This window comes from Robinsoniella sp., assembly GCF_034124845.1.
Genome location: NZ_JAWYAJ010000405.1, coordinates 1 through 13,315 on the forward strand (window position 1 = coordinate 1; position 13,315 = coordinate 13,315).

The window sequence follows — 13,315 nt, forward strand, 5'->3', positions numbered from 1 at the left end:
GGAACGGGGACAGAAAATTGCGCTGATCGGAGCGAACGGAATTGGTAAAACTACTCTCTTAAAAAGTATTCTGGGGCAGATTCCTTCTCTGGAAGGTTCCGTACAACTGGGTGATTATCTTTATATCGGTTATTTTGAGCAGGAAATGGCTCCTGGAAACACCACTACCTGTATTGAAGAGATCTGGAAAGACTATCCCTCACTGACCCAGTACCAAGTCCGCAGCGCTCTGGCAAAATGCGGGCTGACCACAAAACATATTGAAAGCCAGGTAAGGGTTCTGAGCGGTGGAGAGCAGGCAAAGGTCCGCCTTTGTAAATTGATAAACCGTGAAACAAATATTCTGCTCCTTGACGAGCCTACCAACCATCTGGACGTGGATGCGAAAGAAGAATTAAAGCGGGCTTTGAAAGAGTATAAGGGAAGTATTCTTCTGATCTGCCATGAACCGGAATTTTATCAGGATGTGGTTACGGAGGTTTGGGACTGTACCCAGTGGACCACCAAGATATTTTAATCACATTGATTATTCCCGCGGGCAGTCGCCATGCGGATCCGTTGGCGGATCCATTTGGCGACTGCCGCGAGGGTCAAAAAGGATGTTTCACTGCAAGGCCTGTCAAAATGGCACTACAGCGAAACATCCTTTTTTGTTTATCGGGTAAATGTTATTTTATTCTTCTGTCTGAGCCTGAACTTCTAATTCATCTTCCGGTGTCTCATCTTCGCTCAAAATCTTGATCTTAGCTTTATTTAACTCTTCTACCGCAACGGATAACGGCTTTTTGCCATTGTCATACACAAGCGCTTCTGCTCCTCCGATTAACTGTCTTGCTCGCTTTGCAGTTGCAAGTACGATGGAGTAGCGGCTGTTTACAACCGGTGTATCCCCTTCTTCTACTTCACTGTTTACAACTTTCATTAAATCTGTGTAAGATGGATGTAACATATAATTTCTCCTTTCAAAATGGGTCTGCCTGAAATATTATCTGGCAAAACGCGTTAAATCTTTTTTTATGGTATTTATAAATTCATTATTTCTTGATGCCTTAAAATGTTCGCTCTGAATGATTCCATGCATTTCTTCCACACAATCTTCCAGCTTATCATTGACTACCAGGTAATCGTACTTTTCCATACCCTGTGCCTCTTCGCTGGCGCGGCTCAGCCTGTCACGAATTACATCTGCCGTCTCCGTTCCCCGTCCGGTTAAGCGCTCTTCTAACGTCTGGGCATTTGGAGGCGTTACAAATAACAGCAGTGTATCCGGAAATTGTTCTTTTACCTTAAGAGCTCCCTGGATTTCAATTTCTAAAATAACGTCTTTGCCTTCATTCAGCTTCTCCTGCACATATGCTTTTGGAGTGCCATAATAGTTCTGAACATACTGGGCATATTCAATTAACGCATTTTCTGCAATCATTTCTTTAAATTCTTCCACTGTTTTAAAAAAATATTCCCGGCCATCTTCTTCTCCCGGCCTGGGATTTCTTGTTGTGGCTGAAATGGACAGGGCATAATTATGATATTTACTTAATAATGCCTTTACCAAAGTGCCTTTCCCTGCTCCGGAAAATCCGGATAAAACAATTAAAATTCCTTTTCTATTCATCTTCTTCATCCTTTGGCTTATCTTCTATATTGAGTGAAAATCTTTTTGCAATTGTATCTGGCTGTAACGCTGATAATACAATAAAATCATCCACGGTTACAATTACGGATTTGGTCTTTCTTCCCTGGGTAGCATCCACTGCTTTTCCGGTCTGCCTTGCATTTTGGACCATTCTTTTAATCGGTGCCGCCTCCGGACTTACGACTGCTATGACTTTGCCTGTATTCACCACATTACCAAAGCCGATATTAATTAATCTCGCCAAATTATTTTCCCACCTTATTCAATATTTTGAATCTGCTCCCGGACCTTCTCAATCTCTGTCTTCAAATTAATAGCCGTATTGGAAGTCTCCAGGTCATTTGCCTTAGATAAAATTGTGTTTGCCTCACGGTTCATTTCCTGTGCAATAAAATCCAGCTTTCTGCCTACACTGCCGCCTTCTGTAAGACAGGATTTCATATTCTCAATATGGCTTCTTAACCGGACTGTTTCCTCATCCGTACAGATCTTATCGGCAAACAATACTACTTCTGCCGCAATCCTTCCCTCTTCAATCTGGGAATCCCCTAACAGTTCTTTTACCTTCTCACTGAGTTTATCACGGTAAGCTGCCATAATCTGAGGGAAACGTTCTTCTACAGAGGCCACATCTGCAAGCATACTGTCCAGTTTATGAAAGAGATCTGCCTTTAACGCGTCACCCTCTTTTACTCTGGCATCCACAAGCTGTTTGCTGGCTCCTTCCAAAGCTGCTTCCAGCACTGCCCAGATTTCTTTCTCGTCTGCTGCCGTTTCTTCCATTGTAAATACTTCGGGGCATCTTCCAAGTGTTGAAGTCCTGATATCATTTTCCAGGCCAAATGTCTCCGCCATCTGTTTGTAATAACGAATGTATTCCCCGGCAATATTTTCATTATACTTTAACGAATAGTTCTCTTCGGTAAAATCTTCATATGTAATGAAAACGTCTACTTTCCCCCGCTGAATATAATTCTTAAGCATCCCTCTGATCGCTGACTCAAAAAAACTCAGCTTCTTGGGCATCTTGATATTCACGTCGAAGTAACGATGATTCACTGCCTTCATTTCTACTGTAAATTTTCTGCTGCCCTGGAGGTTTTCACACCTGCCAAAGCCTGTCATGCTCTTAATCATCTTCATTCGCTCTCTTTTTTTAGTTTTGTGGCACATGCCGCCACATTAAAAACATTATAAAACATATCAAATGTGTAGTCAACAGCAAAATCCCGGCTAGAATGAAATAACAGCTGTTACAAAAAAATCCCACCTGCTGACAGCAAGGTCATTTAAATAAGAATGACATTGCTGCTGACAGAGGGATTTTCTTTGAAAAACAGCCCTTTTATTTCCAGTGCCGGACAGCATGATTAGATCTACTGTCCAGGATTATGCTACTCAATTCCAATATACATATGAATTTCAGCATTGTCCATATCGCCTCCCGGCTGATATTCCTCAAAATCTGCCACATAGGTTCTCTTTAAGTCCATACTCCAGAGTTTCATCCAGAATTCCTGAACTGCAGTTACCATATTTCCCTTTACAATGAACTTGGCATAATTTCCTTTGGGAATGATCGTCGTTTCCAGATTTTCGGGTATTTGCACCGATGTGTCCACCTCACAGCAGACATACATGTCATAGTCATCCATATGGTTTCCGGCGTAGTTTGTATATAATCCGATACTTTTATCATTCACTTTTCCCGGCATCTGAAAAAAGATACCCTCTTCAAAAAAACGCTTCCAAAGTTCTCCTATCTCTGCGCCCATATCCGGGCTTGCATTGTTTGTTCTGGTTTTTAATCCTGCAGCTCTTTTCTCTTCTAAATAAACGATTTCATAGTCCATGGTTATTACCTCTCTTATTCTCTATTTTTCTGACGGTATCATTTCTCACCGGTTAAAAAGAGTATAACAGGTATAACCTGACAACTGCATGTCATATTAAAACAATTATTCAAAGTCAAATGGACGCGCCAGCGTGTCCGTTTGGCTCATTGCCCGCGGGAATAAAATTCTAAAGTTTTTGCAAGCCTTTCCCGCACCTGCTTTTTCACATGCTCAGGGGCAGTCACTTGGACTAAGGGTCCGTAGGAGAGGATATAGCCATATACCCATTCATTTTCCGGACATTTTAATTTGGCAAGGAAACTGCCGTCCTCCTGAATCTGAATCTGAGACTCCTCGAACTCATCATACACCCGATAGGCACAGGATGCATCTATATGCAGTGTAATTTCTACCATATAACTCTTATCCCGGTATCCTTTTTTCTCTTTGGACTCCTGTGCCGGAAGCACACGGTCAAAGGTTTCGTCCAATACCTTAACCTGCTTCATCCGGGAAATCCGAAACAAACGCATTTCTCCCGCTTTTCTGCAGAATCCTTTCAGATACCAGCTTTTATCTTTGAACCAAAGCTGCAGCGGTTCAACCTGCCTGGATGATTTTACGCCTGCAGAATTATAATAATCTATAACGATTACTTTTTTTAAAATAATTCCTTCTTTAATATCTGCAAAGACCTTCTGCCGTTCATCGGTCCAGTCTGAAAAGTCCACCTGTACCCAATCTGTTTTGTGTGCTCCGAACAGCGACCGCATTCTGGATAGTATTTCATCATTATCAGCTGCCTTAACTGCATTCAGTCCCTGAAGCCCCCAGAGAATCTCCTGACGTTCCATATCGGACAAAACAGATTTGTCAAGAATAAAATTATCCATCAGATGAATCCCGCCGCCTCTGCCTTTATTGGTGTAAATCGGGATTCCTGCCTGACAAAGAGTATCAATATCCCGGTAAACTGTCCTGACCGAAACTTCAAAATGCTCCGACAGTACCCGCGCTGTAGTTCCTTGTTTCTCCAATAATAAATATACGATTTCGAATAATCTGTTTATCTGCATATCTGCATGTGTCTCCTCGTTCATGGGGTCTGTTCTTAAATAGTTATTTTAAGACTTATTATAGCGCTTTCACGCAGGGATGAGAAGCGTTATTTTATAAAGAAGGTTTCAGCAGTAAATTTTTAGTTACTGTTCAGACCGTGCCGTGCACTTGGCTGCACGGTGTCGGAGCCAATAAAGTGGCGGCAAATCCAAACACGCTCAGGTATCAATTTCTCTGGATTTTCACCATGGTTTCTGCTATACTGTTATAACATATATGAAAACATGTGTTACAATTCAGGCAGTACTGTGCATTTACTGCACTTTGCGTGAGAAAGTGATTCAGGAGTGCATAAATCCTATCGCCAAAGGCGATTTTAAATGGATTTATGCAGTTACTGGTCACGGAGTAAACAGTAACAAACATGTATCACAACAGGAGGATGACAAACATGGCTTTAGATGGAATTGTAATTGCCAATATGGTTCAGGAACTAAATGACACCATATGCGGCGGTAAAATCAACAAAATTGCCCAGCCGGAAAATGACGAGCTGATGCTTACCATAAAGAATCAAAAAAACCAATACCGCCTGCTGATATCGGCAGGTGCCAGTCTGCCCCTTATTTACCTCACTCAGATAAATAAGCCAAGTCCTATGACTGCACCGAATTTCTGCATGCTGCTTCGAAAACACATCGGCAGCGGCAAGATACTGCGGGTCTGGCAGCCGGGTCTGGAACGTATCATTAATTTTGAAATAGAACATTTAAATGAGCTGGGTGATGTGTGCAGGAAAACCCTTGTTGTGGAAATCATGGGAAAACACAGCAATATCATTTTCTGCAACGAAGAAGGTATGATTATCGACAGTATCAAACACGTTTCCCTGCAGATGAGCTCTGTCCGTGAAGTACTGCCGGGGCGCACTTACTTTATCCCGGAGACCCAGCATAAATGGAATCCGCTGGAGGTTTCTGCGGAAACCTTCGTAACAGAGGTAACCGCAAAGCCAATGGCGCTGGCAAAAGCACTCTATACTACTTTCACAGGCATCAGCCCCCTTACGGCAGAAGAAATATGCCATCGTGCATCCCTGGAATCTGCCCAGAGCGCGAATAGCTTCAGTGAGCTGGAATTAACCCACTTATACCGTATTTTCTCCTTTATTATGGAGGATGTTAAAAATGGTACTTTCACCCCCAATATTATTTTCCAGGGTGAAGAGCCTGTGGACTTTTCCAGTATTCAGCTGACCCAATACCAGGACAAGACTACTGCAAAATATCCCACGATCTCAGAAGTGCTGGAAAATTACTATGCCGTTAAGAATACCATAACCCGTATCCGACAAAAATCTTCCGATCTCCGAAGAATTGTTCAGACTGCCCTGGAGCGTAACCGAAAAAAATACGATCTACAGCTGAAACAACTTAAGGATACCGAAAAGCGTGATAAACATAAGGTATATGGGGAACTGATTAACACCTATGGATATAACCTGGAACCAGGAGCAAAGAAATTAGAGGCTCTCAATTACTATACCAACGAAATGATAACGATTCCTATGGATCCGACCCTGACACCACAGGAAAACGCAAAAAAGAATTTTGATAAATACAACAAGTTAAAGCGTACCTTTGAAGCACTCACGGATCTCATTGAAGAGACCCAGGATGAAATCAAACATCTGGAATCCATCAGCACCTCCCTGGACATAGCTCTATCGGAAGAAGATCTGGTTCAGGTAAAAGAAGAACTGATGGATTACGGCTATATCAAACGAAAATATACCGGTAAAAAAGTTAAGATTACTTCAAAGCCGTTTCACTACCTGTCAAGTGACGGTTATCACATGTACGTTGGTAAAAACAATTTCCAGAATGACGAACTTACTTTTAAAATAGCTACCGGAAATGACTGGTGGTTCCATGCCAAGGGGGCGCCAGGATCTCATGTAATCGTAAAGGCAAACAACGAAGAACTCCCGGACCGCACTTTTGAAGAAGCTGCACGGCTGGCTGCATATTATTCCAAAAACCGCAGTGCAGAAAAAGTTGAAATTGATTATGTGGAAAAGAAACACGTTAAGAAAACCAATGGCGGGAAACCGGGATTTGTGATTTACCATACAAATTATTCTATGTTGATTGATTCCAATATTTCGGGCATCCAACAGATTTCTTAATTTGTATCCCACTGTTTAGGTGTCTGAAAATTACTTGATCTGTGCAGATGACAGTTTTTACAGGTCCATCAAAAACTGAAACATCCTGTCATCCTGCCCAGGCAGAATATCGTGCCCAAAATCAGGAAACACATAAACTTCCTTTTCGGAACAGATCTTATTATAAACTGCAAATTGGGTGGAGGGAGGACAGATGTTATCCATTAATGTAACCGCCATCTGTACCTTTCCTTTAATCTGTGGCGCAAGATGCTGAATATCCACATATCCCAGTCTTTTAAACAGTTCTTCTTCTCTCTCATGCAGCGGATCAAAGAAACGAAAATAGGTCTGCAGTTCTTCATAGGCATCTTTTGCCAGATCCATTTCCCAAACCCTTTTGTAATCTGACAAAAATGGATACTGCACCGCCGTTCTGGCAATCCGTGGTTCTAATGCTGCACAAGCTAGGGAAAGCCCGCCTCCCTGAGATACCCCATAGGTACCTACTCTGTTTTCATCTACAATGGGCAAATCCATTATAATCCGTGCCAGGCTCGCCGTATCCAAAAAAATATTTCGCATCAGCATATTATCCGGATCTCCGTCTACACCGCGGATAATGTGTCCGTGCATGGTATTTCCCTTTATGCCTCCCACATCTTCCGAGATTCCTCCCTGCCCCCTGCAATCCAGTGCCGCAACCAAATAACCTGCACCAACATAGGGCAGTTTCGTCATCCAGTCACCTGCATTTCCTGTATACCCATGAAATGTCAGTACTGCGGGTCCGGGTATTTCTTCTTTTGCTGTATTTGGAATCAGCACTTTTGCATGTATTCTGGCACCTTTCACTCCATTAAAAAACAAATCATAACATTTGGCATACGGCACTTTAAAGTCTGACTCAACAAACTGGGGATTGAAATCGGTTTCCTCCATTTCCATTACTGCCCGCATCCAGTAATGGTGAAAGTCTTCCGGTTTTGGCGTACTTCCTTTATATTTTTTTAAATCTTCAAGAGGCATATCCAATATTGGCATTTTTATCTCTCCTTTTTCTCACCAATTTTTTAACAGTTCGTAACAGTTTACACAATTTTTCCATCTTTCCATTTAATTTCTACTTCCTGCCCTCCCCTGATTTTCAGTCCTCTCACATAACCATCCTTCCACTCTTTCGGAATCGCAGGGAGAAATTCTACACTGCCCAGGTGATTCTGTACCAGCATTTCAGCAATTCCAGCTGTAAATCCAAAGTTTCCGTCTACCTCCAATGGCCTTGCACAGAACAGGTTACTGTAAACTCCGCCGTCTGTGTAGGAAATTTCATTGGAATCTGCCGGCTGTAAGAATCGCTTGACTTCCTCATATGCCTTCTCTCCATCTTTAAGTCTGGCAAAAATCCCTACTTTCCAGGCTCTGCTCCAGGGTACACCTTCTTCTCCACGGCGCTTCATGGTCACACGGCAAGCCTCACACAATTCCGGTGTTTTTTCCACCGTAATCTGATCCGATGGATACAAACCATAGAGGAGTGATAAATGCCGGTGCTGGGGATCATTTTCTTCAAAATCCTCATACCATTCCTGAAGCTGCCCATATTTCCCTATTTTGTATGGAGGTATCCGAAGCAATGCAGCTTTTATCACATCCAGAAAGACATCTTCTTCTTCATGAAGAATTTCATTTCCTTTGATACAATTTTCAAACAATTCTCGTAAAATCGTATTATCCAGCGTGCAGGCATAGGATACTCCGTATACACCGCCCTGATCCAGAAACAGGTTTTCCGGGGATGTAGATGGTATCGTTAGCAATTCTCCATTATGTTCCACCAGCCAGTCCAGATAAAATTGTGCCGCACCTTTCATGATAGGAAAAGCGGTTTCCCTTAAAAATGTCTCATCCTGTGTATAGAGGTAGTGATCCCACAGATGGCGGCAGAGCCAGCCCCCTGACATTACCCAGAATGACCAGGGCAGTGTATCAACTTCTCCGTTTCTGGACCCTACGGCAGTCGTTTTACGCCACAGATCTACATTGTGGTGCGCCACCCATCCTCTGCAGTGATAATTGATACTGGCAGTCTTTTCACCGCTTTCAGAGATGTCTTTCATAAATGCAATGAGCGGCTGCGCGCACTCGGAAAGGTTACAATTCTCTACCGGCCAATAATTCATCTGTGTATTAATATTAACAGTATAATTAGAACTCCAGGGGGCACGCAGTTTATGATTCCAGATGCCCTGAAGATTAGCCGGTTGGCTTCCCTCTCTGGAGCTGGATATCATCAGATACCGCCCAAATTGAAAAGCTGTGGCTACAAATTCCGGATCCGCTTCCCCCGCAAAGAACCGTATCTGCCGCTCCTCCATATTCAGTTCTTCATTTTCCGTATGTCCAAGATCCAGCTCCACCCGGTTAAACAGACCGGTAAAATCTGTTCTGTGCCGATCCAGCAGTTCATCATATCCCCACTTTTCAGCGCGGCTGATACAGGCTGCATTTTTTTCGGTATATTCCCCTGCGGGCTCTTCCTTATAATTAATAAAACTATTTCCACTGGTAACCAGGATACACACTTCATCTGTGTCACTGACTAAAAGCCTCTCCTGCTTCCACTCCATTTTTCCATTGGTTATCACCTTCAGACGTACCTGAAATTTGATTGCTCTGGTAGTTTCATAGGGCTCATAGCATACGGGATCCGGAGAAGGGTAATAATCCGGTTCTACAACGGAAGGACACCAGCCCATAAGAACTATGCCATCCGGTTCCTGTGTGATCCAGTGATTCAACTGGCTGGATAATCCAATGTCTATGGAGCGCTGGATTTTCTCTGTCGCTTTCATTCTGATAACTAACACCTGATCGGGATAGGAACAAAAAGCGGTCCGCTCATATGTGATACCATTTTTTAATATTTTAACCGTGCTGACCCCGGTACTGATGTCCAGTTCCCTGCAATAGTTTTCTTTCTCTCCCTTTAGCTCATCCATATGAAGGTACAGATCGGCCATGGGAAGATAAGATTCGTTCCAGATTCCAACCATTTTGCGGTTGATCAATTCTTCTGCTTCCTCATATTTTTTTTCAAAGATAAGGGCTCTGGCTCTCTCTAAATGCCCATATACATTTTCATCATTATAATCTGTGGGATAGCCAGACCAGAGTGTATCTTCATTCAGCCAGATATGCTCCGTATCTGATTCTCCAAGGAGCATGGCACCCAGTCTTCCATTTCCAAGAGCCATCCCTTTTTCCCAGGCTTCTGCGGGCCTGTCATAACGTAATATATTTTTCATGTTGTCTCCTTTTCCATATAAAAAGCGGGGTACTATATAATGGCACGCTCTATCCCTTCACGGCTCCTCCGATGGTAAGTGCCTTCTCTACCTGCTCACTGAAAATGGTATAAATGATAATAGTAGGAATACTTGCCATAACCAGGCAGGCACCCATCGCTCCCCAGTCCGTGGAATGTTCCCCAGTAAAGGAGGCAAGTCCCACCGGCAAAGTTTTTACTGCATTATTACTGATAAATACAGATGCCACGGTATATTCATTCCATACCCCCAGAAAAATAAATGTAATTGCAGTAGCAATTGCAGGCTTTGCTAGAGGCATAATAATTTTAAAGAAGGTACGGTAAATTGTCGCCCCGTCCATAAATGCCGACTCCTCCATTTCCTTTGGAATGGAACGGAAAGAGGTTGCCAGTATCATACTGGAAAACGAAATATTAAATGCGATATATGGCACAATCAATGCAAAGTAGGTATTGGACATATGCATCTGGCGCACCAGGATCGCCAGCGGGATAATGATTACCTGAATCGGAATAAAAAGACCCAGTGTCATATATGTAGATGCTGCATTTTTAAATCTCCATTTCATTCTGGTAACAGCATAGGCAAACGGCAATGCAAGCACCATAACACCCGCTATGGAAACCACCGAAACAATGATACTGTTCTTAAAAAATCCCACTATATTAAATGCGTTAATTGCATTGACATAATTTTCAAACTGGGGGCTTGCCGGAAATCCAAAAGGATTTAAGAAGAAAATTTCTTCATTTGTTTTCAAAGAATAAAACAACAGGTAAATAAGAGGATAAATACAGATGATACTAAAAATAATTAACAATGCCATAATAATGGCTGTCTTTCCTTTTTTCAACACAATGCCTCCTTTCTAATATGTAGCGCTTTCTTTGATGGAAAATATCTTATTTACAATAACCGTGGCAATCAGGCATTGCAGAACCAGAATAATCGCTGAAGTACAGCCGTATCCAAACTCCCCTACGGTAAATGCATTCCGGAAAGTCATATAGGTCAGCGTGTAAGTGGATGTTCCCGGTCCTCCTTTTGTTAACAGATTCATATGGGCAAATGCATTTAGCCCACCGGTGATGGCAAATACAAAGCACATTCGGTATGTATCCTTAAGTAATGGCAGAATGATTCTCGTATTAATTTTCCATTCCGAAGCTCCGTCAATCCGTGCCGCCTCCAGATAATCTTCCGGAATGGCTTTAGCTCCTGCATAAATAATTGCGAACTGATATCCAGTGTACTGCCATACATTGACAAATGTAACGGCATAGATGGCAAGTGTCATATCAGACAGCCAATCCTGCCGGTAACCGATCCCCAATATTTCAAAAAAATGGTTAATCAGTCCGAATTCGGGATTATAGATTGCAGACCACAGCTGGCATACCACCGTTACCGACAATACTACCGGAATAAAAAATGCTGTTCTGAAAAAACGTTTACCTTTCACTTTGCGGTTCATCATGGCAAAAGTCAGAAGTGTGGCACCTCCTACTTGAAATACCATGAGTATACCTGCAAAAATAACACCGTTCTTCAAAGATTCATAAAACAAATCATCCTGAAACAATTCCTTATAATTTTCAATACCATTAAACACTGCCTGGTTAATTCCATCCCATTCATAAAAGCTTCGAAATACAGTCTGCAATATGGGATAAAAAACAAATATGGTAAACACCAGCAGCGCCGGCAGTGCGAAAAGTGCAACTGCCTTCTTATTTCCTAACATTTTATTCATATAGCGCTCCTCCAATATAAGCAATATAACGGGCACAGATGGTTGGTGCATATTCTGTGCCCTGCCACATCAGCTATTTTACTGTTTTTTCAATGCTCTTATCGATATTTGCTGTGAAATCTTCCACTGTTTCACCTACCAGGAATTTCTGCATTTCCTCTGTAAAAGAGGTAGCGAACTTTGTATTTGGAAGGGTATGTAAAAACTTTGTTTCATAAGAAAATTCCGGAATCACATCCAATAATTTCTTAGAAATCGGATCCAGTTCATTTTGCAGCGTCAGCCCCTCGGTGCGAAGAGGTGTGGTAACCAGTGATTTCTGCTCATATTGAGCAACTTCCCGGTAATAAGCAAACAAAAATGCAACTTCTGCTGCCAGGTCCGGATCGGAAGCACTGGCTGTGACAGCCATTCCGCTGGTATCTCCGCCACCGGTCATGCAGTACTGGTTCTCGCTTTCTTTTCCTGCATCAGCCGTAGGATAAGAAAGAATGACATCCACATTATCGCCCATACCCTCAATTGCTTCTCCGGTATACCAACTTCCGTTTAAGAACATGGCAGACTGTCCTTCTTTAAATAAGGCAGATGCCGTATCAAAATCTGCATTGGTAACGCCGTCCTGGAAGATTCCTGCCTGGATCAACTGTTCCATTTTGCCAATTACTTTCTGGTAGGATTCATCAGACGCTTTTGCTTCCCCTTTGGAAAGAGCATAGCAGCCTCCCGGATTTTCTTTTACCGCAAAGGTGTCAAAAAACGCTCCAAGGGGCCATGGTTCTTTTCCGAACATTGCCATAGGAATAATGCCTTTTTCCTTAAATGTCTGGACTGCTGCCAATAAATCATCAAAATTCTCTGGAACTTTAACATTATGATCTGCAAAAATCTGCTTGTTATAATACCACAGAATGGGAGAAATACTTCCCATTGGGAACTGATATACATTTCCATCAGGAGAATACAGACAATTATCCATGATTGCTTCTGTATAATAATCTTTGATGTTAAATTTCTCCACATAATCATTCAATGGCAATATGCTACCGCTCTCAGCCAGAGTATCAATTGTCCCGGAATCTACTAACAGGATGTCCGGCAGATCCCCCGTAGCTGCTCTTGTCTTAATCGTCTGTCCGCCGTCGGATGGAAGCGTCTCAAATTCAAGAGTAACATTAGGCAGCTTTTCTTTAATTTTCTCTGCTGCAAACTCTGCAAATGTAGTACTGTCACCTCCATAATATGTACAGACACGGAAAGTTACTTCTTCGGATGCTGATTTTTGATTATCTTCGGATGCCTTTGATTCTTCTGCCGCCGCTTCTGAACTCTGATTTGTTGTCTTCCCTGTCTCCTTCGATTCTCCGGCACATCCCGCAAGGGAAAAAATCAAAACGGATGCAAGTGCTGTACTGATTACTTTCTTAAACTTCATTTTCTTATCCTCCAATTTCATTTCTTTTTGTAACTGTATTGTAGCATCTTCGGGACCAGCTCCGAAATGACTCTCCGTGCCTTCATTGGTAAAAAACAGGA

General features: G+C 42.4%; 13 protein-coding genes. 2 read left to right on the plus strand and 11 right to left on the minus strand.

Features of this window, described 5'->3' with window-relative positions; genetic code table 11:
* On the plus strand, positions 1 to 517 hold a 517-nt coding region (locus ACH2DQ_RS20130), incomplete at its 5' end, for an ATP-binding cassette domain-containing protein (RefSeq protein WP_395028038.1).
* Between the two features lie 156 nt (positions 518 to 673).
* Here the strand turns inward: ACH2DQ_RS20130 and rpoZ are convergent.
* From rpoZ to ACH2DQ_RS20160, 6 genes are all read right to left on the minus strand, one after another.
* Entirely contained in the window at positions 674 to 949 is a 276-nt protein-coding gene (gene rpoZ / locus ACH2DQ_RS20135; RefSeq protein ID WP_394915787.1) for a DNA-directed RNA polymerase subunit omega, read from the minus strand.
* 36 nt (positions 950 to 985) lie between these two features.
* Positions 986 to 1,612 carry a guanylate kinase gene (gene gmk, locus ACH2DQ_RS20140; protein ID WP_394915788.1) on the minus strand — a complete coding sequence of 209 codons (627 nt, stop codon included), beginning with the start codon at positions 1,610 to 1,612 and terminating at the stop codon, positions 986 to 988.
* The gene (locus tag ACH2DQ_RS20145) at positions 1,605 to 1,877 is read right to left on the minus strand and encodes a DUF370 domain-containing protein (RefSeq protein ID WP_394915789.1); all 273 of its coding nucleotides are present in this window, start codon (positions 1,875 to 1,877) and stop codon (positions 1,605 to 1,607) included. Before ACH2DQ_RS20145 ends, gmk begins: the two co-directional genes overlap by 8 nt.
* A gap of 14 nt (positions 1,878 to 1,891) precedes the next feature.
* Entirely contained in the window at positions 1,892 to 2,770 is an 879-nt protein-coding gene (locus tag ACH2DQ_RS20150) for a YicC/YloC family endoribonuclease (RefSeq protein WP_394915804.1), read from the minus strand.
* 257 nt (positions 2,771 to 3,027) lie between these two features.
* Positions 3,028 to 3,486, minus strand: a complete 459-nt coding sequence (locus ACH2DQ_RS20155; RefSeq protein WP_394915790.1) for a GyrI-like domain-containing protein — start codon at positions 3,484 to 3,486, stop codon at positions 3,028 to 3,030.
* A gap of 146 nt (positions 3,487 to 3,632) precedes the next feature.
* Positions 3,633 to 4,544 (minus strand): helix-turn-helix transcriptional regulator, encoded by a 912-nt coding sequence (locus tag ACH2DQ_RS20160; protein WP_394915791.1) that lies wholly within the window; start codon positions 4,542 to 4,544, stop codon positions 3,633 to 3,635.
* A gap of 434 nt (positions 4,545 to 4,978) precedes the next feature.
* On the opposite strand from ACH2DQ_RS20160, the gene ACH2DQ_RS20165 reads away from it, so the two are divergent.
* The gene (locus ACH2DQ_RS20165; RefSeq protein WP_394915792.1) at positions 4,979 to 6,715 is read left to right on the plus strand and encodes an NFACT family protein; all 1,737 of its coding nucleotides are present in this window, start codon (positions 4,979 to 4,981) and stop codon (positions 6,713 to 6,715) included.
* Between the two features lie 57 nt (positions 6,716 to 6,772).
* Here the strand turns inward: ACH2DQ_RS20165 and ACH2DQ_RS20170 are convergent, their stop codons facing one another.
* The 5 genes from ACH2DQ_RS20170 to ACH2DQ_RS20190 all read right to left on the minus strand — a co-directional run.
* On the minus strand, positions 6,773 to 7,738 hold the full coding sequence (locus ACH2DQ_RS20170; protein WP_394915793.1) for an acetylxylan esterase: 966 nt from the start codon (positions 7,736 to 7,738) through the stop codon (positions 6,773 to 6,775).
* Between the two features lie 47 nt (positions 7,739 to 7,785).
* On the minus strand, positions 7,786 to 10,002 hold the full coding sequence (locus ACH2DQ_RS20175) for a glycosyl hydrolase family 95 catalytic domain-containing protein (RefSeq protein ID WP_394915794.1): 2,217 nt from the start codon (positions 10,000 to 10,002) through the stop codon (positions 7,786 to 7,788).
* Between the two features lie 49 nt (positions 10,003 to 10,051).
* Positions 10,052 to 10,879 (minus strand): carbohydrate ABC transporter permease, encoded by an 828-nt coding sequence (locus ACH2DQ_RS20180; RefSeq protein ID WP_394915795.1) that lies wholly within the window; start codon positions 10,877 to 10,879, stop codon positions 10,052 to 10,054.
* Positions 10,880 to 10,894: 15 nt separating this feature from the next.
* Positions 10,895 to 11,779 (minus strand): carbohydrate ABC transporter permease, encoded by an 885-nt coding sequence (locus ACH2DQ_RS20185; RefSeq protein WP_394915796.1) that lies wholly within the window; start codon positions 11,777 to 11,779, stop codon positions 10,895 to 10,897.
* 73 nt (positions 11,780 to 11,852) lie between these two features.
* On the minus strand, positions 11,853 to 13,315 hold a 1,463-nt coding region (locus ACH2DQ_RS20190; RefSeq protein WP_395028043.1), incomplete at its 5' end, for an ABC transporter substrate-binding protein.